This window comes from Novosphingobium aromaticivorans DSM 12444, from assembly GCF_000013325.1.
In the GTDB taxonomy this organism is placed as follows: domain Bacteria; phylum Pseudomonadota; class Alphaproteobacteria; order Sphingomonadales; family Sphingomonadaceae; genus Novosphingobium; species Novosphingobium aromaticivorans.
Window position 1 is genome coordinate 55,774 of the sequence record NC_009427.1, and the last position, 22,360, is coordinate 78,133.

The following is a 22,360-nucleotide window of genomic DNA, read 5'->3' on the forward strand; positions in this document are numbered from 1 at the left end:
ACGAACCCCGGCGGAGCTTTCGCTTCGCCGGGGTTCGGGATCGTTCAGGGCTTTTTCAGAACGAACGACGCGCGGTGACCGACCAGGTGCGCGGGCGGCCCGGGGCGCCCGAGGCGGTGCCCGCACCGAACGCTTCCTGGAGGAGCGTCGTGAAGTAGTACTTGTTGGTCAGGTTCTGGACTTCAAAGGTGAGGCCCCAGTCCTTGTCTTCCGACTGCCAGCCTACCCGCGCGTTGGCGAGGAAGTATCCGTCGATGCGGTTTGACAGGCGCAGCGTGGTGATCGACCCGCCGCCACCGGCATTGCTGAAGCCACCCGTCCCGGCAGCGACGGTGCTGCTGACCGAAACGCTGTCGATGTTAGCGGCCTCGGTGTAGATCTTCGACTGGTAGGCACCGTCGAAGCGCACCGTGACAGTGCCCTTGAGAACGTCCTGGAAGTCGTACTGCACGCCGAACGCGGCCTTCCATTTGGGCGTGTAGGGCGTGACATCGTCCTTGGTCACCCCGGTCGAGGCGGTGTCGACGCTCTGGTACTTGAAGTCGAGGTAGCTGAGCGAGCCGTCGATGGTGAAGTTGTCGATCGGGCGGATCAGGGTCTCGACCTCGAAGCCCTTGACGTGGGCCGAACCGACATTCGACGGACGCAGGCACGGGGTAGCCTGCGAAGTGCCGCCCGGACCCGCCGTGGCGAGATCGAGGCAGTTCACGCTCGACAGGATGATGTTCTTGTAGTCGTTGAAGAAGGCCGAAACATTGAGGCGCAGCTTGCGGCCGAACAGGTCCGACTTGAAGCCCGCTTCATAGGCGGTGATCGTCTCCGGCTTGAAGGCGGTTGCCTGGCTTGCATAGAACGGACGCGGATTGACGCCGCCGGCGCGGTAGCCGGTCGAGACCTGCGCATAGAACAGGAACTCGGGGCTGAAGCGATAGTCGGCCGCGATGCGCCAGTCGATGCGATTGTCGCGGAACTTCGCGGTCAACCCGTCAAGCCCAAAGAGCAGGCAGTTCGGCTGGTTGCCGATGCCCGTTGGACCTGCGGTGGCGGCACCGAGGAAGAAGTTGCACGGTCCCTCGATGTCGGTCCCGTCGGGATTCTTGCGGACGTAGACGTAGTCCTTCTCGTCCCACGACTGACGGATGCCGCCGGTAAGGTTCGCAGCATCGGTGATGTGCCAGGTAGCGTTGGCGAACAGCGCCTTGTTCTTGGCAGGCGTCGGATCGGGACCGTGGCGGAAATCGATGCCGGCATAGTTGAGGTTGATACGCCCGGTGAAGGTGCCGCGCGCGTCGAAGTAGAAGCCGCCGACAGTGAAATCGAGCGCATCGTCGAGAACCTTGCCCGAAAGCCGCAGTTCCTGACTCCACTGCCGGTTGCGCTGGTTCTGGTTCAGCAGGTTGTTGGCGATGGGCGAACCGTCGGAGTCATAGGACCAGTCGGCTTCATACTTGCGCCAGGAGGTGATCGACTTGAACTTCAGCGCATCCGACAGGTCGACGTCGATGGTCAGCGCCGCGCCATAGTTGTCGAGGTCCGAATGCGGATCGAGGAAGGTCTGCTTGTAGGGCATCTGGCTGTCGGCCTGGGCCAGATCCGCATAAGTCGCGTAGGAGATGAAGCGGCGATCGTAGCCGCTGATCGTGTCGCAGCTATTCGCCCCGTTCGGCACAAAAGCACAGTTGAGCGGAATGCCGACCCCATCAGTGCCCGCGAGGAACGGACGGCCCCCGGTGCCCGCCGCGTTCGGGCCATCGAACGTTGCGGAGGTATTGGCAAAGAGCAGGACGTTCGCGCCCGGTTCGTTGCGTTCGCGGGTGTAGTCACCGGTGAGGTTGATATCGATCGTCTCGGTCGGCTGCCAGCGCAGCGAGACCTTGCCCGCGGCATAGGATTGCCCGCCGAGCGTGCCGAGAACCGGGTTCGAACCCTTGGCCAGCGTAGGCACGTTGGTACCCGGATGGGTCAGGTTGTAGTCGAGCCGCTTGACGTAGCCGTCGACGTTCTTGGTCACGCCGGCGACACGCATGAACAGGTTGTTCGAGAGCTTGACGTCAAACAGACCGCGCGCATCTAGACGGTTGTAGCGGCCATAGGTCACCTCGACCGAGCCGGTGTTGCTGCCTTCTGGCTTCTTCGAATAAAGCTTGATCGAGCCGCCGAGCGAATTGCGGCCGGCGAGCGTGCCCTGGGGACCGCGCAGCACCTCGACGCGATCGAGATCGGTCAGGTCGAGCAGCGATCCGGTCAGCGTGGGCAGGTAGACATCGTCGATGTACATACCCACGCCCGGTTCGAGCGCGAAGTTGGGGTCGGTCTGGCCGACGCCGCGAATGAAGGCGATGATGCCCGGCCCGAGTTCCTGGCCCTGGGGCTTCAACGTAACGTTGGGCGACTGCGCGGCGATTTCGCTGACGTTGGTCTGGCCGCGCTGCGCGAGGAGTTCACCGCTGACGGCAGTGATCGCCAGCGGCGTGTCCTGAAGGTTCTGCGCGCGGAACTGCGCGGTGACGACGATTTCCTCGATGTTGGGCGACTTGTCTTCCGCCTGTGCGGCATCCTGCGCAAAGGCCTGAGTCGAAAGCGATAAGGCAAGCAGGCTCGCGCCCGCGGCAAGCAGTTTCATCATCCATCCTCCCTGTGCAACGACCGGTTTCACCTGACGGCATTTTCCGATTTTTCCGGAGGCGTGCCCCCAATTGGCCCTTGCATTTCGAGGATATGTCCAACTCTATGTTATGGTCAATAGCATAATGCGAGGCTGCGAACCGGCGGCAGCCGTGGTAGAGAGCCGCGATATGCGTAACCCATTGGAAAATTACGTCGGCTTCCACCTGGTGCGAACGGCGAATCTGGGCCTCAAGATTCTCAACGAGGGCTATGGCGACCTCGGCATTCGCCACGTGGACGCCGCGATCATGCTGGTGATCGGCGCGAATCCCGGAATCACCCAAAGCTCGATCGGACGCATGCTGCGAATCCAGCGCTCGAACATGGTCCCGATAATCACCCGCCTGTCGGACCGCGGCTGGATCGAACGCAAGGCCGGACGCGGCAAGATGATCGGCATCTTCCTGTCCGAAGCAGGCGTGGAAATCCTTCCTCGCATCCGCGCGGTATCGGAACAGGCCGAAGTGCATCTGCGCGAACCCATCGGAGAGCAGGCCTATGACCGCCTGCTGGAAACCCTGTGCCGGATCAGCTGAGCGGGGTGACGACAGGTACCAGCCACGGCTAGAGTGGCTTCCCCATTCGTTCCGGAGAGCCCCATGAAAGCGCGTCAGGCCCGAATTTTCCGCACCGGCGGTCCCGAAGTCATCGAATGGGTGGAGGTTGACCTGCCCGCGCCCGGCCCCGGCGAAGTGCTGGTCGAACACACCGCCGTCGGGCTCAACATGATCGACACCTACCACCGCTCGGGGGTCTACCCGATCCAGCTGCCCAGCGGCCTTGGCGTCGAGGCCGCAGGCCAGGTCGTTGCGACCGGGCCAGGCGTCGTCGGCATCGCGGCGGGGGACAGGGTCTCGACATTCGGGCCGGACCTTGGCGCCTACGCCAGCGCGCGGATCTATCCCGCCGACTGGCTGTTCCGCCTGCCTGACTCCATCGACGAGGCGACCGCCGCCGCCGCAACGCTGAAGGGCTGCACGGTGGAATTCCTCGTCGAACGCTGCGCCCGCGTCGAGGCGGGAATGCCGGTGCTGGTCCACGCCGCGGCTGGCGGCGTCGGCCTGCTGCTGGTCCAGTGGCTGAAGCACGTCGGCGCGACCGTCATCGGCACCGTCTCGACCGAGGAGAAGGCACAGGCGGCGCTGGCGGCCGGCGCGGACCACGTGATCAACTACGCCACGGATGCCGTAGCCCCCCGCGTGCGCGAACTTACCGGTGGCAAGGGCGTGCGGGTCGCCTTCGACGGCGTCGGCATGGCAACCTGGGAAGCGAGCCTCGATTCCACCGGTCGGCGCGGTCTCGTCGTCAGCTATGGCAATGCCTCGGCCCCGGTGACGGGAGTCGGGCTTGGCACCCTGTCGCAGAAGGGCTCGCTATTCGTTACCCGGCCGACGCTCTATCACTACTACGCCGACCGCGAGGAGCGCGAAGCCGGCGCGGCGCGGGTGTGGGACATGATCGCGAGCGGCGCGGTGAAAGTGACCATTGGCCAGACCCGTCCACTGTCGGAAGTAGCGGAAGCCCATGCCGACCTCGAGGCAAGGCGCACGACCGGCTCGACCGTCCTCCTTCCCTGACCCCGGACGAGGAAACGGCGGCCGGTCCTTGGCTCAGTCGCGGTTGTCGAATTTTCTGACTTCGACGGAGGCTTCGTCAAATCCGTCGAGAAGACGCTCATTGATACCCATCTTGCCGAAATCTTCGCCAAGGGTCTGCCAGTGCGTGCCGCAGCCGCAGGTCGGACAGTGGTGGATGCCGATCATCCTGTCGCCCCAGACATAGGCGCGGGTCTCCCCGGAAATGCGCACCTCATGGGGCGGGAAATAGGCCACGCGCCAGGCGAGCCGGCGGCAGAGCGAGCAGTTGCAGTCGGCCACCCATGCGGGATTCGCCGGGATCTCGATCTGCACATTGCCGCAGTGACAGCTTCCATGAACGGCCATAAGCCACCTTACCGCCGATGAGTCGGCCCCGCAAACCGCAGGTGCGGATGTTCGGAAGGTGCGGGGCGTTCAGAAAACGGGTGGTCGCTTCTCCAGAAACGCGCCCGTCCCCTCGCGAAAATCGGCGCCTTCGAAGGCCGACGCGAAGACGCGCAGGGAATCCGCATCATCCGCCACCTGACCGTCGAGCACGCGGCGCACGAAGCTCTTGATCGCCTGGGTCGAGAAGGATGAGACGGTCGCGAGCTGACCGACCAGCGCATCCTCGCTCTCGCCTAGCAGCTCGACGAGGCCGATGCGGTGGGCCTCGTTCGCGTCGATGAGGCCGCCCGTGAACATGAGGCGGCGGGCCTGTCCCGGCCCGACCAGATCGACCAGCAGCTTCACGTCATGGAGCGGATAGACCAGCCCGAGCTTGGCAGGCGTGATACCGAAGCGCGCCGCAGGAGCCGCGATGCGCATGTCGCAAGCGAGTGCAATGCCGCACCCACCGCCGATGCAGTCACCCTCGACCATCGCCACGGTGGGCAGGCGGAAGCGCGCGAGTTCGTATTGCGCGCGGTTTATCGCCTGCTGATTGGCGGCGTGGAAGGCGGCATCGTCCTTGTTGGCGAGCAGTTCGGCAATGTCCGCGCCCGCGCAGAATGCCCCGCCATTGGCCGATTTGACGACGAGAACCCGAAGGGCATCGTCCCCCGAGGCCTCGGCAAGAAGCTCAGGCAAGCGCTGCCACATATCGAGCGAAAAGGCGTTGCGCCTGTCCGCACGGTCGATCAGCAGTCGCGCGACCGCGCCGTCCCGTTCAAGCCGCAAGCTCATTCGCCGTCCCTCCCCGCCAGTTGCATGACCGGCGCGGTCTTTGTCCCCGAGCGGGCGGGATGGCAAACGGTTTCAGGCAGTGGCGCGCTGCTTGGCCTCGGCGGCGGCGCGGAACACGGCGTGGTCGAAGTAGAACGGCTTGATCTCGCAGCACTTGCCGTCACGGAAGCGGAACAGTTCGCACAGTTCGGCCGGGGGCAGCGACGGGTCGGCGAACTGGAAGGACAGGATCGTCACGGCATGGTCCTTGCCCGCCGTCGTCTCCACGCGGTTGAGGCCGACGACGTCGACCAGCCCCATGACCTTTACGTAAAGCTCCTTGAGCGCGTTCTTGCCAGTGTAGACGCCCTCCATCGGCAGACCCGGCGCTTCGGTCACGACGAAATCGTCGGTCAGCATCGATGCAGCCTTGTCCCAGTCTCCGGTGCCGGTGGCGGCGTAGAGATCATCGACGAACTGGATCATCTGGTCTGCGGTCATGGCCATTGAAAATTCCTCTCTGCTTCCCGCCAAGGATCGACCATGCCGGCCCTGCCGGGAACCTAGCGATATGGCTAGCGATGTGGCGGGCCGCCTACGCGCTAAGAAGGCGGGATGGAGAGGACACAAGCAACCACCCGCCAGATCACGCTGGCCCGTCGCCCCACCGGCATTCCCGTGCCCGAGGATTTCGCGCTTGTCGAAGTGCCGCGTCCGGTGCCGGGACCGGGAGAAATCCTCGTCCGCATGCGCGTCGGATCGTGCGATCCGGCCATTCGCGGCTTCCTTGACGACAGGCCGAGCTACCTGCCGCCGGTGGCGCTGGGCGCGCCGATCAACGGCATGTCGCTGGGTGAAGTGATCGAATCGAACAATCCCGACTGGCCGGTCGGCACGCTGCTGCGCACGTTCGCGGTCTGGTCGGAATACTACGTGGTGGGTGCGGACGCGCTGGGCATCGAGAAGGTCGAGCAGGCGCCCGGCGTGCCCTTGCAGCATTACATGGGCGCACTCGGCCCGGTCGGGCTGACCGCCTGGGTCGGCCTGTTCGAGATCGGCAAGGCCAAGGCCGGCGAGACGGTGCTGGTCAGTGCCGCGGCGGGCGCGACCGGAAGCACGGTCGTCCAGCTCGCCAAGGCTGCGGGCTGCCGGGTCATCGGGCTGGCCGGCGGTCCGGACAAGGCGCGCCTGGTGCGCGAACTCGGAGCGGACGTCGCGATCGATTACAAGGCAGTCGCCGACCTTGGCGCCGCAATCGAAGAGGCAGCGCCGGACGGGATCGACGTCTATTTCGACAACGTGGGCGGCGAGACGCTTGACGCGGTCCTGCCGCTGATGCGGCTCCATGGCCGCATCGCGGTCTGCGGGATGATCGCGCAGTACAACGATGCCGACAACCCGCACGGCAATCGCAACCTGTGGCAGCTCGTGGTGAACCGCCTGACCATGCGCGGCTTCATCACCTACGACCATCCCGAGGTTCTCGGCGAAGCGCAGGCCATGCTCGACCGGCTCTTTGCCGAAGGGAAGCTGAAGCCGCTGGAGAACGTGCGCGAAGGTCTGGAAAAGCTGCCCGAGGCTTTCATCGACCTGATGAGCGGACGCACTACCGGCAAGACGCTGGTGCTTGTCTGATGGGCGTGCTGGACGGCAAGGTCACCTTTGTCACTGGCGGCGCGTCGGGCCTCGGAGAGGCCATCGCGCGGGCCTTTGCGGCAGAGGGCGCATCGGTTGTCGTCGCCGATATCGATGTGGCCGGCGGCGAGACGCTGGCGGCGCAAATCGGCGCACAGTTCGTTCCGCTCGACGTGACGCAGGAGGGATCGTGGGCCGAAGCCGTCGCTCCGTTCGAACGGATCGACGTGCTGGTCAACAACGCCGGGATCACCACGCTCGGCTCGGTCGAGGAAATCACGCTCGACCAGTTCCGGCACGAGCTGGACATAGACGTGCTGGGCGTGTTCATGGGCATCCAGGCCACCCTGCCCCGGATGAAGACGCACGGCGGGTCGATCATCAACATGTCCTCGCTCTCGGGCGTGAAGGCATCGGCCAACCTCGTCGCCTACAATGCGGCGAAGGCGGCGGTGACGCTGATGACGAAGTCCTGCGCGCTGCACTTTGCCGACAAGGGCTATGGCATCCGTTGCAACTCGATCCACCCCGGCGCGATCCACACGCCGATCATCGACAAGGTGCTGGCCCAGTCCGACGATCCTGACGCGCTCTACCGCAGCTTCGTCGATGTCCATCCGGTGAAGCGGCTGGGCAAGCCGGAGGAGATCGCGGCGATCGCGGTCTATCTCGCCAGCGATGCCAGCGCCTTTGCAACGGGCGCGGAGTTCCGCGTGGACGGGGGCGCGTCCATATGACCGGGTCGCTCCCGATCCGGCAGGTGGCGTTCTTCGTCGAGGACGTGCGCGCCGCAGCCCGTGCACACCATGCCGCCTATGGATCGGGACCGTTCTTCGTTGCGGACAACATCCCGCTCGCCCGCGCCATCCATCGCGGGACGGAGCGCGCGCTGGACCACAGTTCCGCCTATGGCCAGTGGGGCGAGGTGATGGTCGAGTTCGTCCAGCAGAACAATCCCGGCCCCTCCGCCTTCCGTGACATGTACCCGGAAGGGTCGGGCCGCTGGGGCGTGCATCACGCGGCGGTGTTCGTCGACGATGTCGATGCGGCAAGCGCCCGCTTCGAGGCCCAGGGCAGCCCCTGCGCCTTGCGCGCGGAAATGACCGACGGCTTCGCCTTCGCCTTTGCCGATACCACCGCGACGCTTGGCCTGATGACAGAGCTGTATGCGCCGGCGCCGGTGCTGGTTGATTTCTACGCGATGGTGGCGCAGGCCGCCAAGGACTACCGGGGCACCGACCCCATCCACACCATCCGTTTCTCCTGAGGATCAATTACGTGAGCGAGACCTGGCATACCCTGATCCCCGAAGGCGAGTTCCCCGCCGAGGGCAAGCTGTCCACCAAGATCGGGGGCTGGCACGTTCTTGTCGCGAAGACCGACGATGGCCTCCACGCGGTGAACGATCGCTGCACCCACCAGGCGGCGCTGCTTTCGACCGGGCGCATCCGGCGCGGCGCGGTGATGTGCCCGCTCCACGGCGCGCGCTTCGAGATGGGATCGGGCCGCTGCATCGGCGGCGCCTACAAGGACCTGCGCACCTTCGAGGTGCGTGTGGAAGACGGCCAGGTACAGGTTCTGGTGCCGGACGAACAGCCGGGAATGGACGAACTCCCCGTCGTGATGTGAGGAGCTACCGTCAGGGCACGAGCACCAGCGCGCCGCTGACGTCGCCACGGCGCAGGCGGTCGAGGGCCTCGTTCGCCTTCATTAGCGGCATGGCCTCGACATGTGTGCGCACGCCTGCCCGCGCTGCAAGGGGCAGGAATTCGACGCCATCGCGCCGGGTAAGATTGGCGACCGAGAGGATCTGCCGTTCCTCCCAGAGATCGGCGTAGGGGAAGGCCGGGATGTCGCTCATGTGGATCCCGGCACAGACCACGCGCCCGCCCTTGCGCACGGCACGCAGGGCGGTGGGCACCAATTCTCCCGCAGAGGCGAAGATGATCGCTGCGTCGAGCGCTTGCGGCGGCGCGGCGCCAGAGGGTCCGGCCCATTGGCAACCGATGTCACGAGCAAAGGCCTGGGCCTTCGCGTCGCCATCGCGAGTGAACGCGTAAACCGTGCGCCCCTGCCACAGGGCCACTTGCGCGAGGATGTGCGCCGCCGCTCCGAAGCCGTAGAAGCCGAGGACAGGGGCATCGCCGGCAAGCCGAAGCGCGCGATAGCCGATAAGGCCCGCGCACAGGAGCGGCGCCGCGTGGAGATCGTCGAAACCCTCTGGAATGGGAAAGCAGAAGCGCGCGTCGGCGATCACGTGGGTAGCGTAGCCGCCATCGCGGGTGAAGCCGGTGAACAGCGGCGCGTCGCAGAGGTTTTCCCGCCCGCTGTCGCAATATGGGCAGGTGCCACAGGCATGGCCGAGCCAGGGGACGCCGACCCGCGCACCGGGCTCGACATCCGTCACCCCCGGCCCCAGTGCGTCGACAACGCCGATCACTTCGTGCCCGGGCACGATGGGTAGCAGACCGTGGATGTCGCCGTCGGCAACGTGCAGGTCCGTGCGGCAGACACCGCAGGCGTGCACCTTGACCCGCACTTCGCCGCGCCCCGGAAGGGGCAGAGGGCGCACGACGGGGTGCAGCCGCTTGCCGGGACCATCGAGCTGCATTGCCAGCATCGAGTGTTCGCCATGGGGGATCATCGTGCGCCTCCGCCATCGAAGTACCACTGAACGCCTTTCGGACGACGGCGCCATGATGCCGGTCAAATGCCGGAGCGGCAATCGCCCCCCTCGCCTATGCCACAGGTTCCAGCGCGCGCGGGGACGGTTACGCTGCACGCCGAACAATCAATGGGAGAGTTTCGATATGCCTTTCACCGGCCCTGCCGAAGACCGGCTTGCCATCCGCGAACTGCTGGAGACCTATGCCGACGCCGTGACCCGCTGCCACGCGGACGACTGGGCGGCGACGTGGGCGGAAGATGCCGAATGGTCGCTGCCCGACTATCCCGAACTTGGCACCACCAAGGGCCGCGCCGCGATCAAGGCGATGTGGATCGAGGCGATGAAGAACTATCCGGGCATCATGTTCGAAGCCTGGCCAGGCTCCATTGAGGTGACCGGCGATACGGCGACGATGCGCAGCTATACCGCAGAGGTCTATGACCAGGGCGACGTGACGATGCGGGATCGCGGCGTCTACGAAGACACCTGCGTCAAGATAGACGGGCGGTGGCTGTTCAAGACCCGCTCGTTCCGCAACATTCATCGCCAGCACGCCCCCAAGGGCATCTGAGTCCCCGCCGGTTCAGGCCGCGCGGAACCACGCGCGCCTGAACCAGAGGGCGAGGTTTACCAGCGCGATCAGCACCGGCACTTCTACCAGCGGCCCGATCACCGCCGCGAAGGCTACGGGCGAGGCCAGGCCAAAAGCCGCGATCGCGACGGCAATTGCAAGTTCGAAATTGTTCGACGCCGCCGTGAACGCGAGCGATGCTGTCCGTTCATAACCGACACCCATGGCCCGTCCCGCCGCAAAGGCCAGGACGAACATCGCCACGAAGAAAATCACCAGCGGCAGGCCGACGCGAAGGGCATCCATTGGCAGGGCAAGGATCTCGCCGCCCTTCAGGCTGAACATGGCGACGATGGTGAAGAGCAGCGCGGCCAGCGTAATCGGGCTGATCGCAGGGATGAAACGCTCTTCGTACCAGTCGCGACCGCGCGCCGAGACGAGCGCCTTGCGCACGACGAAGCCGGCAAGGAAAGGCAAGCCCAGATATGTAAGGACGGCCTGCGCTATCATCGCGAAATCGATGTCCACGACCTGCGCTTCGAGCCCGAAGACCGGCGGCAGCACGGTGAGGTAGAACCACGCATAGGGCACGTAGAACACGATCTGGAACAGCGAGTTGAACGCGACGAGCCCCGTCACGTATTCAGGGCTGCCACCGGCAAGCTGGTTCCAGACCAGCACCATCGCGATGCAGGGCGCGATGCCGATGAGGATGAGCCCGGTCATGTATTCCGGAATGCCCGGCAGGAGCAGTACGGACAGCAGGAACATGAAGGCGGGCGCAACGATCCAGCAAAGAACGAAGGACAGGGCGAGAACCTTGCCATCGCTGAAGACCTGCCCGAGTTCCTCGTAGCGGACCTTGGCCAGCGGCGGGAACATCATCAGGATGAGGCCGATCGCGATCGGGATACTGGTCGAACCGACCGACATCGCGCCAAGCGCGCGTGGCACCGCGGGCACCAGACTGCCCAGCGCGATGCCGAGGCCCATCGCAGCGAAAATCCACACGGTGAGATAGCGGTCGAAGAACGAAAGGTGCGGGCGTTCCATCTGCGGAGCGGCGAGAGTTGCCATCAGGCGGCTCCTTCCATCTGTCCGATCTCGGCGAGCCGGGCGGAAAGCTGTGTACTGTCCATCGTTTCGAACGGCAGGTCGAGCAGCGCGGCCACCCGCATGTCGAGCCACCGCCAGGTCTGCTCGAATGCGGCATCTTCGGCCGCCTCACCGCCCGTGACATCGGCGGGATCTGGCAAGCCCCAGTGCGCCTTGAGCGGAGCGCCCATGAATACCGGGCAGGCCTCGCCCGCCGCATTGCCGCAAACGGTTATGGCAAGGTCGATGGGTGGGCCATCCGGGCCAGTGAACTCGTTCCAGCTCTTCGAGCGGAACGGCGCGACATCAATTCCCTTTCGCGCGAGGAGGCGGAGGGCGCCCGGGTGCGGGACGCCCTTCGGCTTACTGCCGGCGCTGAAGGCTGCGATCCGTCCGGCACCTTTCGCGGCGAGAATGGCCTCGCCCAGGATGGACCGCGCGGAATTGCCCGTGCAGAGTACAAGGATCGAGAATGGACGCTGGCTCATCCGCAGCAACCCGACTTGGCCGCAACGGGGGCAGGCATACAGCACGAGCCTTCGGCCGCGTTCGGGGAGGCCAGGGTGGCCAGGTCGGGGCTATCGCCATAGACCGTGCTTTCGCCGCGGGTCAGGAAGGCCTCCCATACGACGCCGTCCGGATCGGCGATCCAGCTCTTTTCCGATTTTGCATAGCAGCAAGTCGTCGCGCCCTCTTCCAGGACGGGCGCGCCGGCGCTGGACAGGCGGCCATAGACTTCCGCCAGTTCGGCCTCGTTCTCTACCTGCAAGCCCACGTGCTCGATCCCGCGGGTGGCATCTTCGCGGCTGGAAATGGCGAAGTTGATCCGCGGATCCTCGAGCATCCACTTGGCATAGTCGGGCCGCACGACAGTGGGGGCGGCGCCGAACAGGCCGGAATAGAAGGCGATCGAAGCCTGGATGTCGGCAACGCCGACGTGGACATGGAAACGCTTCATGCGACGTCCCTTTCTTTCGGTTCCGGAGGATTGCAGGCGGCGGCAGGCACGCAAGCTTGGCCGCCGCAGCAGTTTTCGGTGAGGAAGCCCATCAGTGCACCCATCGCGGCATAGTCGGCCGCGTAGAGGATCGAGCGTCCGTTGCGGCGCTGGCTGACGAGGCCTGCATTGGCGAGCTGCGCAATGTGGAAGCTGAGCGAGGATGGCGCGATTCCGAGCGATCCCGACAAGGCACCTGCCGCCAGCCCTTGCGGCCCGGCCTGCACCAGAAGGCGATAGGCAGCCAGGCGATGCTCCTGCGCAAGCGCGCCGAGAGCGCGGACGACGGTGGGCGAGTCCATCTGTCATTTCCTTCGATTCGATATTTCATGAATATTCAAAATATACTCCCTGCGCAAGCGCCCCATGCGAAAAGGGCGGAGCCTTGCGGCCCCGCCCCTTCGTGTTCAGCCGTCGCTGTGGACGGATCAGAAGCGCTTGGTCACCGTCACCTGAACCGTGCGCGGCAGGTTGCCAAAGCCGAGCTGGTCGGCATGGACGCCCGACGCCGTGCCGGTGCCGGCACCGGTCGACGGACCGTCGACCACGCCGCTGACGTAGAAGGTGTTGGTCAGGTTCTTGCCGATAAGCGCGATCTGCCAGTTGTCGTCCTCGGCGCCGAAGCGGATGCCCGCATCAAGCGTCGCGTACTTGTCCTGGCGCGACTGTTCCGCACCGAAGCCGGAGGCCAGGTAGCTCGACGAGAAGCGCGCATCGACGTTGATGCCGAACTTGAAGCCGGAACCGACCGGGGTGTCGTAGCCGACGCCGAACGCGCCGGTCCATTCGGGCGCGACCGAGAGCGGACGTCCGGACAGGTTCTGGCGCACACCGGTCCCGCCCACGCCGATCACCGCGCCGGCTTCGGTCAGGTTGCAGCCTTCCGCCGGAGTCTGGCCGGCATAGCACGGGCCAAGCGGGAAGCTGGTATAGCGGGCCTTTGTGTAGTTCACCGAACCGTGGACATTGAGGCCGTCAAGCGCGCGCGGGGCGTATTCGAATTCGGCTTCGATGCCCTTGGTGCGCGCATCGGCGGTCAGGGTCTGGAAGGCGAAGATCGGCGAGTTGAAGAAGTCGACCTGGAGATCGGCATACTTGTAGGTGAACGCCGTCAGGTTCAGGCGAAGCTGGTTGTCGGCCAGCGTCGTCTTGATGCCGGCTTCAAAGCCGCGCGCCTTTTCCGGATTGAAAGTAAGGTCGCCCAGCGGGTCGCTGGAGAGCAGCGAGTTGATGCCGCCATTCGAGAAACCGCCCGACTTGTAGGCTGTCTTGTAGGCACCATAGACAAGGATGCCGTCCTGTGGCTTCCAGGTCAGGGTGACTTCCGGCGACCAGTCGTCGAAGGTCTGGTTGGCGCGGATTTCGCCAAGGCCGTCCGGCGAGTCCGCGCTGCGGAAGATCGGCAGGCCGCCACCGCTCGTCAGGTACGGGTTGTTGTAGGGCTGGACGAAATAGCTTTCCTTGGTCTCGTGAGTATAGCGCACGCCGCCCGCCAGTTCGACGGTGGGCACGATCTTCCAGGTGACCTGGCCGAAGAGGGCCGCCGTCTCGCCATTGGTGAAGCTCGACTTGCTGCCCGCGAGGTAGCGGTTCGCCGGCGAGGCATCGCTGTTCTCGAGGCCCGCGAACATCACGTTCTGGTCGAACAGGCGCTTGGTCTTCTGGTAGAGACCGCCAACCATGAGGTTGATCGGACCGTCGAACGCGGTCTGGGCGCGCAGTTCCTGGCTGAAGGCGCGCCAGGTCGAGTTCTCGGTCGCCCAGGTACCGGTGTCGCTCGACTGGAAGTCGCAGGCGCAAGCCCAGCGGTTGTTGTTGGTGTTGTAGTTGGTGACCGAGCTGATCGTCACGTCACCCACGTTGTAGACGATGTTGCCGTTGATCGCCCACGACCGGTAGCGGTTGTAGAGCTGGCCGTCGTCTTCCGAGAACGGGAAGGTCTTGGCGATGTCGGTCGGGATGTTGTTCTGGTGCGTGACGAAATCGGTGCCGCACTTGTAGCCCGAGAGCTGGCTGACGCCCGAGGCAAGGCCGCAATTGTAGGCCACGTAGTTCCAGGAGCTGTTCTTCGTCTTGTTGTAGTCGAAGCTGCCCTTGACGGTCATCGTCAGGTCGTCGGACGGCGTGAACTTGAGCGTCAGGCGGCCGAGGAATTCCTTCTCGCCCGGGCCGTCGGATGCGACCGTGGCGGAATGCGGCGTGGCGGCAAAGCCATTGGCGACGTCGGCCGTGGTGTAGGTACGCACGACCGAGACGTTGTCGTAGTAGGCGCCGTCCATCTTGGTGCCGCGCAGGGCGAGGCGCACGCCGAAGGTATCGGACAGCGGGCCCGAGGCGATGAATTCGCCCATGTACTGCTGCGCCTTGAACTCGTAGCCGGCACGGGCGATGAACTCGCGGTCGTTGCCCGGGTCATTCGTGGTCAGGCTGATCACGCCAGCGGTGGCGTTCTTGCCGAAGAACAGGGCCTGCGGGCCCTTGAGCACTTCGACGCGCTTGAGGTCGAAGAAGCCTTCCTGGATGATACGGCCCTGGCCGTAGTAGGCGCCATCGACGACCACGGCGACGGACTGTTCGATGCCGATCGAGGTCGACGACGAACCGATGCCGCGCATGGTGAGCTGGGCGCCCGAACCGTTCGAGGCGCGACCGACGCTGAGGTTGGGGGTAGCCGCCGCAATCTTCTCGATCGAGGTGATGTCACGCTGCATGATCACCTTTTCGGAGATCGCGGTAACGGCGACGGGCACGGTCTGCACCGATTCCTCGCGCTTGCGGGCCGTGACGATGATTTCCTCGAGGCCACCGGCGCTGGCGCCTTCCTGCGCCGCGTCCTGAGCATAAGCCGGTGCGGCCGCGCCGAGCGCGCAGGTCGCCAACAGAAGTCCCTTCAGGGTACGCATATCGTATCCTCCCTTTTAATTGTCCTGAGCGCGCGTCTAGTCCCATGGCGATGCAATCCATGCCTGCGCAATGGGTTAGCCTCGCCATTTGGCTAGGTGCCCGGATGCCGTAGCGTCGGCACCCCTGCTGCCGAGAGGAATTGCGATGACCGAAAACCGCTTCTGGCGCCTTGATCGACACCCCGAAGGCTCAGACTTCGCATCGGCGCTGAGCCTTCAGACCGAGACTCTTCCGGCGCTTGGCGAAGGCGAAGTGCGGGTGAGGGTCGGATGGCTATCGATGGACGCAGGCACACGCATGTGGATGAGCCCGCGAACCGACGGCTACCAGCCCCCGTTGCCGCTGGGTTCGAAGATGGCGGGTCTTGTGCTGGGCCGGGTGAGCGAAAGCCGCGACCCGGCATTTCCGGCCGGCACCCTGGTGCGCGGGTTTGGCCAATGGGCGGATTACGCCACTGTCGTTCCGGCGCTTTCCGGTCTCGAGGCGGTGGACGACGGAATCGCGGACATTCGCCAGCACTTCGGTGCGCTGGGCATGAATGCCTGGACCGCCTTTGTCGGCGTGCGCGAAGTGGCCGCGATCAGCCCCGGCGAATGGCTGGTCGTCTCGGCGGCGGCGGGCGCGACCGGGAGCATGGCCTGCCAGGTGGGGCGCAACCTTGGCGCCAAGGTCGTGGGCATTGCCGGCGGCGCGGAGAAGTGCCGCTACCTTGTCGAGGAATTGGGCGTCGACATTGCCATCGACTACAAGAACGAGGACGTGGCCGCGCGCCTTGCCGAAGTGCCTGGCGGCGTTAACGCCTATTTCGACAACGTCGGCGGACCGATGCTCGACGCCGTGCTGCCGAACATGGCGCACTACGGCCGCGTCGCGGTGTGCGGCATGGTGGCGGCCTACGACAATGACGCCCCCCTCCCCGGACCCGCGCGGTTCGACCAGGTGCTGATGCGGCGCCTGCGGATCGAGGGCTTCTTCATCCCCGACTTCCTCCATCGCGGGGCCGAGTTCATGCCAATCCTCCGCGAATGGGTCGATGCGGGCAAGCTGACGGTACGCCTCAACGAGACGGTGGGGCTGGAGAACGTGCTGGAAGGCTACGAACGGATGCTCTCCGGCAAGGCGATCGGCAAGGTCATCGTCAAGGTCGGCGACTGATGCCGATCATCCACCACCGTGCTCCGCTGCAATGCCTGGTCGCCGTGCGGGGCCACCCGTTCGACCGGACTGCCTTCGACGAGGTGTTCCAGGCGATGGATGGCATCTCCGCGACGATGGTGGACCAGCCCGCGGCAGCTCGGCTGATGAACCCCGAGGGGATGCGGGGCTTCGATGTGCTGGTGCTTTACGACATGCCCGGGCTGGACTTCGAAAGCCCCGAGAATCCGCCACTTTACAAGGAACCTGAAGTTAACTTTAGGTCTGGATTGAAGGCGCTTCTGACCGAAGGCAAGGGCGTCGTGGCGCTCCATCACGCGCTTGCCGGGTGGCCGACGTGGGCCGAATATCACGAATGGCTAGGCGGGCAGTTCTTCTACCATCCCGGCACATGGCAGGGACGCCCCGTGGCGGACAGTGGCTATTGCCACGACGTGACGCACGATGTTTCCGTCGTTGCGGGTCATCCGGTGACGGCAGGCGTTCCCGCACAGTTCACGCTGACCGACGAACTTTATCTCGGGCAGGTCTGCGAGGAAGGCGTGACGCCGCTCCTTCGCTCGTCGGCCGCGTTCGACCGCGAGCATTTCTGGTCGGCGGACCTTGCGGTGAAGGGACAGATGTTCAGCCGCGAGGGATGGGACCATCCACCCGGATCGAACCTGATCGGCTGGGCGAAGCAGGCAATCAACAGTCGGCTGGTCTACCTGCAGCCGGGTGACGGGCCTTCCGCCTATGGCAACCCGCACTATCGCAGGCTGGTGGAGAACGCGATCCGGTGGGTAGCGGAGCGGGGCTGACGCCCGCCCCGCCGCCAGGGTCAAAGTGCGGTCATGCCGCCGTCGACCACCAGTTCGGTGCCGGTGACATAGCGGGATTCATCGGACGCAAGGAACAGGTTCATGTTCGCGATGTCGAGCGGATCGCCCATGTAGCCCATCGGCACGAGCGCAAGCGTGGCGTCGTAGTTCGCCGCGTTGTCTTCCTGCGCGACGCCCTGGATATTGGTCAGGATCATGCCAGGGTGGACCGAGTTCACGCGGATGCCATCCTTGGCCGTCTCGACCGCGATGGTCTTCGAGAACAGACGGACGCCGCCCTTCGCCGCGGCATAAGCACCACATGCCGGCACGCCGATCAGGCCGGCGACCGACGAAATGTTGATGATCGAGCCCTTGGTGCCGGTCTTGCGCATCAGCACGACCGCACGCTTGGTCCCCTGGAACACGCTATCGAGATTGACCGAATTCTGGAGGTTCCAGTCGGCAGTGGTCATTTCGGCGATCGGGCGCAGGACCGCGATGCCGGCATTGTTTACAAGAACGTCGAGCTTGCCGTCCTCGGCCTCGATCGCGGCGAAGACTTCGTCCCATTGCGCCTCGTTGGTCACATCGTGCAGCAGCGCCCGCGCCTGGCCGCCGGCCGCACGAATGCCTTCGGCGACTTTTTCGGCGCCGGCGAGGTCGCGGTCAGTGAGCCACACTTTCGCGCCTTCCTCCGCAAAGCGTTGCGCCGTCGCGCTGCCGAGGCCCGGCACCGACGCGCCGCCCGTCACGAGAGCAATCTTGCCGGAAAGACGTGCCATTTCGATTTCTCCAAAAAAGGGCGGGAGGAAGGAAGGGGTGCAAGCACCCTTCCCCTCCCCCCGGCAAGGTGGATCAGATAATCGTCGCGCGGGTCTTCAGAACTTGACCCCCAGCGTCGCGCCATAGGTGCGCGGTTCGAGCGCCATGCCGAACGACCACAGTCCCGCGACGGTAAATGCGTGGGTCGTGGTCTTCTCGTTCAGCAGGTTGCGGCCGAAGACGCGGACATAGGCCTTGGTATTGTCGAAATCGAAGTTGAAGGTCAGCGCCGCATCGACCAGATCCTGCGTGGTGGTGCGGACGCGCGGATCGTTGCCTTCGACGGTGATCCGCGTCGCTTCGCCATCGCCGTTGAGCGTAGGGGTAAGCGAAGCAGCGGAGAGCTGTTCGTCATAGGGCGAGATGTGGCGCCAGCCGACGTTGGCCGAAACGTCGCCGAAGCTCGTCGGCAGGGTGTATTCCGCGCTGAGCGAAGCGGTGAAATCAGGCGCGTAGATCAGACGGTTCTTCGAATAGTCGAATGGAACGAGACCGGTGCCGCAATCGTTGGTCGCCACCGCACCGCCGGCATAGGCGCCACAGGTGACGAAGTTGCGGAAGTGCGAGTCCATCACCGCGATCGAGCCGGTGAGCTTGAAGTTTTCGGTCACGCGGACAGTGCCGTCGACTTCGATGCCCTTGATCAGCGCGCCACCCGGAACGTTGCCGGTGATCGTCTGGTTGCCGGTGGGGCCGCCAGGCACGGTCAGGTTCTGCTGCATGTCCTTGTAGTCGGACACGAAGCCGGCGACGTTCAGCTCAAGCTTGCGATCGAAAGCTGCCAGCTTCACGCCGACTTCGTAGGCGTCGACCGTTTCGGGCTGGAACGGCGTGCTGGCCGTTGCAGCGGTAGCGGCGCGGGGGCTGAAACCGCCCGAACGATAGCCACGCGACCACGAGGCATAGACCATCAGGTCCGGCGTCGGGCGCCAGTCGATGCCGACTTTGGGAGTGAACTTGTTGAAGCTGGCATCGCCCTTGCCGACCAGCGCGATCTTGCTGAGATCGAGGTTGTCGGGATCGAGCAGGACGCCATCGGCAAAGCCGTTGCTGAGCTTCTTGTTGTCGTGGCTGAAACGGCCGCCGAACGAGAGGCGGAAGCCCGGCGCGAAAGCCCAGTTGAAGTCGCCGAAGAACGCATAGCTCTTGGTCTTCCCTTCGACGTGCTGCGCGGCCGTGTCGAACTTGGTCGGAGGGGTTGAAGAATCGAAGCCGAATACTCGGCTCCACTGCGTCAGGTCATACTTCGAGCTGAAGAAGTAACCGCCAACGACATAGTCGAAGCCGTCGAAGAGATTCCCTGCAGCGCGCAGCTCCTGGCTCCACTGCGTGTAGTGCTGGCGACGATCGACGTAATACAGGTCGGTCGATGAACCGTCGAAGTCCTGAGTCTGCGCCTCCTTGGAATGGCGCCAACCGGTAATCGAGGTCAGCTTCACTCCACCCAGATCGTAGTTCATTTCCAGCGTTGCGTCGGGAGCATTGTAGGTGCTCTCGGCATAGTCACCGAAGGTGGTGTAAAGATCGGTCGTGTTGTTGCGGTTGCACTCACGCTCAGGAATGAAGCCGCAGAACACCTCGGTGCTGTTGGTCAGGTTGCTGACGACCGGATCGAACTTCTGGCTGACGTGCTCGACCGTCAACTGCGCGTCGAAGCCCGAGCCCGCAGGCTTGAACAGCAGGCTGCCGCCGACGGTGTTGCCAACGCTCCAGCCCGCATTCGTGTTGCGCGTGACATTGCGGTAGAAACCGTCGGTCTCGTTGTGGAAGTAGAACGCCTTGACGCCCCAGGTATCACCGTCGCCGTAGTTGGCGATGGCCTTGAGCGACATCGTGTTCCAGCGGCCATAGGAGAACTCGGCCTTGGCGCCGGGTTCCATCGTGGGCTTCGAACGCGTGATGTTGATGACGCCGCCGATGGTGTTCGCGCCGAACAGCGTGCCTTGCGGACCGCGCAGGACTTCGATCTGGGCGACATCGAAGGCGTCCTGGAGCTGGCCGGTGTTGGTGCCGATGGTCACGCCATCGACAACGACGCCGACGGTCGGCGTCTGCGACTTCTCGATATCCGCATAGGTCAGGCCGCGGATCGAGATGTTGGCCGCCTGCGCGCCCGAATTCTGCTGCGTGATGAGAAGGCCAGGAGCCGCGCCCTGAAGATCGCCGATGTTCACTGCGGCCTTGCTTTCAAGCATGGCGGTGTTGACGGCGGTAATGGCAACCGGGGTCGACTGCAGGGTTTCCGAACGGCGACGGGCAGTGACGATGATCGCGCCGGTGTCGCCTGAATCGGTCGCCTCGGCGGTCTGCGCCGCCTGCTGCTCATCGGCTTCGGCGGCGAATGCCGGCACCGAGAAACCGATTGCAGTGGTGGTAAGGGCAACGACGATCAGCCGCCGCGTGGCTTGGGTCTTCATGCAATCCTCCCTCAAGGGTCACCTCGTCCTGTCACGAACGATGGCTCGCTGCTTTCATCCTCCGACGCCGTTCGGGAACCAACTGCGACTTGTTACAGGTGCCCCATGCGCGCCATGCTGCATCCTTGGATAGATAACCGGGAGAGTTCACGATGACCGTCAACCGCCGATTCCTGCTGGCCCGTCGCCCCCACGGCACGCCGGTTCCGGAAGACTTTTCTCTTGTCGAACAAACAGTTCCGGATGCGCCGGAAGGCGGCTTCGTGGTGCGCAACTGCTATGCCTCGCTCGACCCGGCCCAGCGTGGCTGGATGGATGATGCGCCAAGCTACATGCCGCCGATCCCGCTGGGCACGCCGGTCAGGGCAAGCACGGTGGGTGTCGTCGCCACATCGCGGAACCCCGATTTCGCCGTCGGCGACTGGGTTCTGGGCCTCAACGGGCTGGAGGACTATTCGGTAAACGAGCCGGGTGGATTCACCATGAAGGTTGATCCATCTGTAGTCCAATCGCCATCACGGTTCCTTTCCGCCATGGGCGCGGTCGGCCTGACCGCCTATTTCGGCCTTACCGAAGTGGCGAAGCCGAAGCCGGGGGAGACGCTCCTCGTGTCTGGCGCGGCAGGGGCCGTCGGCTCCGCCGTGGGCCAGATCGGCAAGATCCTGGGCTGCAGGGTGATCGGCATTGCCGGGGGCCCGGCCAAGTGCCGCCGACTGATCGACGACTATGGATTCGACGTAGCCATCGACTACAAGGGCAAGAGCGTGGAACAGCTTGCCGCGGAAATCCGCGAGGCAGCGCCCGGCGGGGCTGACGTGGTGTTCGAGAACGTCGGCGGCGACGTGATGGACGCCGAGCTGCTCAACCTTGCCAAGCATGCGCGCATCGTGTTGTGCGGGCTCATCAGCGAGTACAATTCGCCGACCAAGATCGGCGTGCGCAACCTGTGGCAGGTGCTGACCCAGCAGGCGACGCTTTTTGGCTATCTCATCATGGACTACGCGCCGCGCTTTGCCGAAGGTGGCGCGGTGATGGCGCAGTGGATGGCCGAGGGCCGGTTGCGGATCGACGAGGACGTTCAGGTGGGTCTCGAGAACGCCTACGATGCTTTCATGCGCCTTTTCACCGGCGCAAACACCGGCAAGCTCGTGCTGAAGATCGCCGATGGCCTCTGACCGTCTACTGGGGCGCAAGGCCATCGTCACCGGCGCCGGATCGGGCATCGGCGCGGCCACGGCGGCGCGGCTACGGGCCGATGGCGCGCAGGTCTTCACCGCCGATGTGCAGGGCGATGTAGACCTCGTCGCGGACCTGACGGCAGAGGGCGCGAATGCCCGGCTGGTCGAACAGGCCGTGGCGGCGATGGGCGGACTGGACACGCTGGTGCCCTGCGCGGGGATCAGCGCGTTCCACCCTCTCGAGGGGCACGACGACGCCTATTTCCTGAAGGTCCTGGACGTGAACCTCGTTGCGGTGTTTCGCCTCGTGCGCGACGCGGCACCCTGGCTTAAGGCCGCTGGCAACGGGCGGATCGTGACGATCGGCTCGACCACGTCGAGCCACGGCGACGAAGGGCTCTGCGCCTATTCCGCATCGAAGCACGCGGTACTGGGCTTTACCAAGTCGGTCGCGGCGGAACTGGGCCCGTTCGGCGTTACCGCGAACTGCGTGCAACCGGGCGCGATCGCCACGCCGATGACCGCGCCGGCCTTTACCCGGATGCCCGAGTTCCGGACGTTCTGGGAAAACAAGGCCGCCTTGCGCCGCCTGGGTCAACCCGAAGACATTGCCGATGTGATCGCGTTCCTGTGCAGCGACGATGCGCGCTTCATGTCGGGGCATGGGGTATGGGTCGACGGCGGCGCGATGGTGCGGCACTGACCCA

Annotated in this window: 23 protein-coding genes; 11 read left to right on the top strand and 12 right to left on the bottom strand. The window is 64.8% G+C overall.

Translation table 11 applies throughout. The features are described from left to right. Positions 1-55: 55 nt before the first annotated feature. Positions 56-2,623: a TonB-dependent receptor gene (locus tag SARO_RS18140; RefSeq protein ID WP_234007490.1), complete on the bottom strand. Its 2,568-nt coding sequence runs from the start codon at positions 2,621-2,623 to the stop codon at positions 56-58. Positions 2,624-2,795: 172 nt separating this feature from the next. Between SARO_RS18140 and SARO_RS20390 the strand changes: the two genes are divergently transcribed. Next, positions 2,796-3,203: a MarR family winged helix-turn-helix transcriptional regulator gene (locus SARO_RS20390; protein WP_176929366.1), complete on the top strand. Its 408-nt coding sequence runs from the start codon at positions 2,796-2,798 to the stop codon at positions 3,201-3,203. 63 nt (positions 3,204-3,266) lie between these two features. Next, positions 3,267-4,244 carry a quinone oxidoreductase family protein gene (locus tag SARO_RS18150; RefSeq protein WP_011906702.1) on the top strand — a complete coding sequence of 326 codons (978 nt, stop codon included), beginning with the start codon at positions 3,267-3,269 and terminating at the stop codon, positions 4,242-4,244. Between the two features lie 33 nt (positions 4,245-4,277). On the opposite strand, the gene SARO_RS18155 is transcribed toward SARO_RS18150, so the two are convergent. From SARO_RS18155 to SARO_RS18165, 3 genes are all read right to left on the bottom strand, one after another. Next, a complete protein-coding gene (locus SARO_RS18155) occupies positions 4,278-4,610 on the bottom strand; it encodes a GFA family protein (protein WP_011906703.1) in 333 nt (110 codons plus the stop codon). A gap of 69 nt (positions 4,611-4,679) precedes the next feature. Then, complete coding sequence (locus SARO_RS18160) at positions 4,680-5,429, bottom strand: enoyl-CoA hydratase-related protein (protein ID WP_011906704.1); 750 nt, start codon at positions 5,427-5,429, stop codon at positions 4,680-4,682. A gap of 72 nt (positions 5,430-5,501) precedes the next feature. Continuing rightward, positions 5,502-5,915 carry a nuclear transport factor 2 family protein gene (locus tag SARO_RS18165; protein WP_011906705.1) on the bottom strand — a complete coding sequence of 138 codons (414 nt, stop codon included), beginning with the start codon at positions 5,913-5,915 and terminating at the stop codon, positions 5,502-5,504. Positions 5,916-6,023: 108 nt separating this feature from the next. Here SARO_RS18165 and SARO_RS18170 point away from each other — a divergent pair, with 108 nt between their 5' ends. From SARO_RS18170 to SARO_RS18185, 4 genes are read left to right on the top strand one after another with little or no spacing between them, the layout of a single operon-like run. Beyond that, complete coding sequence (locus SARO_RS18170) at positions 6,024-7,043, top strand: NADP-dependent oxidoreductase (protein WP_011906706.1); 1,020 nt, start codon at positions 6,024-6,026, stop codon at positions 7,041-7,043. Next, positions 7,043-7,780, top strand: a complete 738-nt coding sequence (locus SARO_RS18175; protein ID WP_011906707.1) for a glucose 1-dehydrogenase — start codon at positions 7,043-7,045, stop codon at positions 7,778-7,780. Before SARO_RS18170 ends, SARO_RS18175 begins: the two co-directional genes overlap by 1 nt. Then, positions 7,777-8,310: a VOC family protein gene (locus tag SARO_RS18180; RefSeq protein WP_011906708.1), complete on the top strand. Its 534-nt coding sequence runs from the start codon at positions 7,777-7,779 to the stop codon at positions 8,308-8,310. Before SARO_RS18175 ends, SARO_RS18180 begins: the two co-directional genes overlap by 4 nt. 11 nt (positions 8,311-8,321) lie before the next feature. Beyond that, positions 8,322-8,672: a Rieske (2Fe-2S) protein gene (locus SARO_RS18185; RefSeq protein ID WP_011906709.1), complete on the top strand. Its 351-nt coding sequence runs from the start codon at positions 8,322-8,324 to the stop codon at positions 8,670-8,672. Positions 8,673-8,682: 10 nt separating this feature from the next. Here SARO_RS18185 and SARO_RS18190 read toward each other — a convergent pair whose 3' ends face one another. Next, positions 8,683-9,663, bottom strand: a complete 981-nt coding sequence (locus SARO_RS18190) for a zinc-dependent alcohol dehydrogenase family protein (RefSeq protein WP_049759567.1) — start codon at positions 9,661-9,663, stop codon at positions 8,683-8,685. Between the two features lie 190 nt (positions 9,664-9,853). On the opposite strand from SARO_RS18190, the gene SARO_RS18195 reads away from it, so the two are divergent. Continuing rightward, positions 9,854-10,282 (top strand): nuclear transport factor 2 family protein, encoded by a 429-nt coding sequence (locus tag SARO_RS18195; RefSeq protein WP_011906711.1) that lies wholly within the window; start codon positions 9,854-9,856, stop codon positions 10,280-10,282. A gap of 12 nt (positions 10,283-10,294) precedes the next feature. Here the strand turns inward: SARO_RS18195 and arsB are convergent, their stop codons facing one another. The 5 genes from arsB to SARO_RS18220 form a co-directional block, all read right to left on the bottom strand. After that, positions 10,295-11,359, bottom strand: coding sequence for an ACR3 family arsenite efflux transporter (gene arsB / locus SARO_RS18200; protein WP_011906712.1), 1,065 nt, complete (start codon positions 11,357-11,359; stop codon positions 10,295-10,297). After that, entirely contained in the window at positions 11,359-11,865 is a 507-nt protein-coding gene (locus SARO_RS18205) for an arsenate reductase ArsC (RefSeq protein WP_011906713.1), read from the bottom strand. The genes arsB and SARO_RS18205 overlap by 1 nt, the downstream gene beginning before the upstream one ends. Next, positions 11,862-12,335, bottom strand: coding sequence for an ArsI/CadI family heavy metal resistance metalloenzyme (locus tag SARO_RS18210; RefSeq protein WP_011906714.1), 474 nt, complete (start codon positions 12,333-12,335; stop codon positions 11,862-11,864). The genes SARO_RS18205 and SARO_RS18210 overlap by 4 nt, the downstream gene beginning before the upstream one ends. Next, on the bottom strand, positions 12,332-12,676 hold the full coding sequence (locus SARO_RS18215; RefSeq protein WP_011906715.1) for an ArsR/SmtB family transcription factor: 345 nt from the start codon (positions 12,674-12,676) through the stop codon (positions 12,332-12,334). Before SARO_RS18215 ends, SARO_RS18210 begins: the two co-directional genes overlap by 4 nt. 126 nt (positions 12,677-12,802) lie before the next feature. Continuing rightward, positions 12,803-15,277, bottom strand: coding sequence for a TonB-dependent receptor (locus SARO_RS18220; protein ID WP_011906716.1), 2,475 nt, complete (start codon positions 15,275-15,277; stop codon positions 12,803-12,805). Positions 15,278-15,422: 145 nt separating this feature from the next. Here SARO_RS18220 and SARO_RS18225 point away from each other — a divergent pair, with 145 nt between their 5' ends. Both SARO_RS18225 and SARO_RS18230 read left to right on the top strand, forming a co-directional pair. Beyond that, complete coding sequence (locus SARO_RS18225; RefSeq protein ID WP_011906717.1) at positions 15,423-16,433, top strand: NADP-dependent oxidoreductase; 1,011 nt, start codon at positions 15,423-15,425, stop codon at positions 16,431-16,433. Next, positions 16,433-17,233, top strand: a complete 801-nt coding sequence (locus tag SARO_RS18230) for a ThuA domain-containing protein (RefSeq protein WP_011906718.1) — start codon at positions 16,433-16,435, stop codon at positions 17,231-17,233. The genes SARO_RS18225 and SARO_RS18230 overlap by 1 nt, the downstream gene beginning before the upstream one ends. Before the next feature lie 20 nt (positions 17,234-17,253). Here the strand turns inward: SARO_RS18230 and SARO_RS18235 are convergent, their stop codons facing one another. Both SARO_RS18235 and SARO_RS18240 read right to left on the bottom strand, forming a co-directional pair. Continuing rightward, positions 17,254-18,018, bottom strand: coding sequence for an SDR family NAD(P)-dependent oxidoreductase (locus SARO_RS18235; protein WP_011906719.1), 765 nt, complete (start codon positions 18,016-18,018; stop codon positions 17,254-17,256). Positions 18,019-18,114: 96 nt separating this feature from the next. Next, positions 18,115-20,475: a TonB-dependent receptor gene (locus SARO_RS18240; protein ID WP_011906720.1), complete on the bottom strand. Its 2,361-nt coding sequence runs from the start codon at positions 20,473-20,475 to the stop codon at positions 18,115-18,117. Positions 20,476-20,627: 152 nt separating this feature from the next. On the opposite strand from SARO_RS18240, the gene SARO_RS18245 reads away from it, so the two are divergent. Both SARO_RS18245 and SARO_RS18250 read left to right on the top strand, forming a co-directional pair. Next, complete coding sequence (locus SARO_RS18245) at positions 20,628-21,650, top strand: NADP-dependent oxidoreductase (protein ID WP_011906721.1); 1,023 nt, start codon at positions 20,628-20,630, stop codon at positions 21,648-21,650. Further along, positions 21,640-22,356 (top strand): SDR family NAD(P)-dependent oxidoreductase, encoded by a 717-nt coding sequence (locus SARO_RS18250; RefSeq protein WP_011906722.1) that lies wholly within the window; start codon positions 21,640-21,642, stop codon positions 22,354-22,356. The genes SARO_RS18245 and SARO_RS18250 overlap by 11 nt, the downstream gene beginning before the upstream one ends. Positions 22,357-22,360 lie beyond the last annotated feature (4 nt).

Excerpts from the sequence above, each read along its gene's own strand:
- SARO_RS18160 (WP_011906704.1), bottom strand. The coding sequence starts at position 5,429 with ATGAGCTTGCGGCTTGAACGGGACGGCGCGGTCGCGCGACTGCTGATC.
- SARO_RS18195 (WP_011906711.1), top strand. The coding sequence starts at position 9,854 with ATGCCTTTCACCGGCCCTGCCGAAGACCGGCTTGCCATCCGCGAACTG.
- SARO_RS18220 (WP_011906716.1), bottom strand. The coding sequence starts at position 15,277 with ATGCGTACCCTGAAGGGACTTCTGTTGGCGACCTGCGCGCTCGGCGCG.
- SARO_RS18180 (WP_011906708.1), top strand. The coding sequence starts at position 7,777 with ATGACCGGGTCGCTCCCGATCCGGCAGGTGGCGTTCTTCGTCGAGGAC.
- SARO_RS18150 (WP_011906702.1), top strand. The coding sequence starts at position 3,267 with ATGAAAGCGCGTCAGGCCCGAATTTTCCGCACCGGCGGTCCCGAAGTC.
- SARO_RS18250 (WP_011906722.1), top strand. The coding sequence starts at position 21,640 with ATGGCCTCTGACCGTCTACTGGGGCGCAAGGCCATCGTCACCGGCGCC.
- SARO_RS18170 (WP_011906706.1), top strand. The coding sequence starts at position 6,024 with ATGGAGAGGACACAAGCAACCACCCGCCAGATCACGCTGGCCCGTCGC.
- SARO_RS18215 (WP_011906715.1), bottom strand. The coding sequence starts at position 12,676 with ATGGACTCGCCCACCGTCGTCCGCGCTCTCGGCGCGCTTGCGCAGGAG.
- SARO_RS18175 (WP_011906707.1), top strand. The coding sequence starts at position 7,043 with ATGGGCGTGCTGGACGGCAAGGTCACCTTTGTCACTGGCGGCGCGTCG.
- SARO_RS18190 (WP_049759567.1), bottom strand. The coding sequence starts at position 9,663 with ATGCTGGCAATGCAGCTCGATGGTCCCGGCAAGCGGCTGCACCCCGTC.
- SARO_RS18165 (WP_011906705.1), bottom strand. The coding sequence starts at position 5,915 with ATGGCCATGACCGCAGACCAGATGATCCAGTTCGTCGATGATCTCTAC.
- SARO_RS18225 (WP_011906717.1), top strand. The coding sequence starts at position 15,423 with ATGACCGAAAACCGCTTCTGGCGCCTTGATCGACACCCCGAAGGCTCA.
- SARO_RS18155 (WP_011906703.1), bottom strand. The coding sequence starts at position 4,610 with ATGGCCGTTCATGGAAGCTGTCACTGCGGCAATGTGCAGATCGAGATC.
- SARO_RS18210 (WP_011906714.1), bottom strand. The coding sequence starts at position 12,335 with ATGAAGCGTTTCCATGTCCACGTCGGCGTTGCCGACATCCAGGCTTCG.
- SARO_RS18230 (WP_011906718.1), top strand. The coding sequence starts at position 16,433 with ATGCCGATCATCCACCACCGTGCTCCGCTGCAATGCCTGGTCGCCGTG.
- SARO_RS18235 (WP_011906719.1), bottom strand. The coding sequence starts at position 18,018 with ATGGCACGTCTTTCCGGCAAGATTGCTCTCGTGACGGGCGGCGCGTCG.
- SARO_RS18240 (WP_011906720.1), bottom strand. The coding sequence starts at position 20,475 with ATGAAGACCCAAGCCACGCGGCGGCTGATCGTCGTTGCCCTTACCACC.
- SARO_RS18140 (WP_234007490.1), bottom strand. The coding sequence starts at position 2,623 with ATGAAACTGCTTGCCGCGGGCGCGAGCCTGCTTGCCTTATCGCTTTCG.
- arsB (WP_011906712.1), bottom strand. The coding sequence starts at position 11,359 with ATGGCAACTCTCGCCGCTCCGCAGATGGAACGCCCGCACCTTTCGTTC.
- SARO_RS18245 (WP_011906721.1), top strand. The coding sequence starts at position 20,628 with ATGACCGTCAACCGCCGATTCCTGCTGGCCCGTCGCCCCCACGGCACG.
- SARO_RS20390 (WP_176929366.1), top strand. The coding sequence starts at position 2,796 with ATGCGTAACCCATTGGAAAATTACGTCGGCTTCCACCTGGTGCGAACG.
- SARO_RS18205 (WP_011906713.1), bottom strand. The coding sequence starts at position 11,865 with ATGAGCCAGCGTCCATTCTCGATCCTTGTACTCTGCACGGGCAATTCC.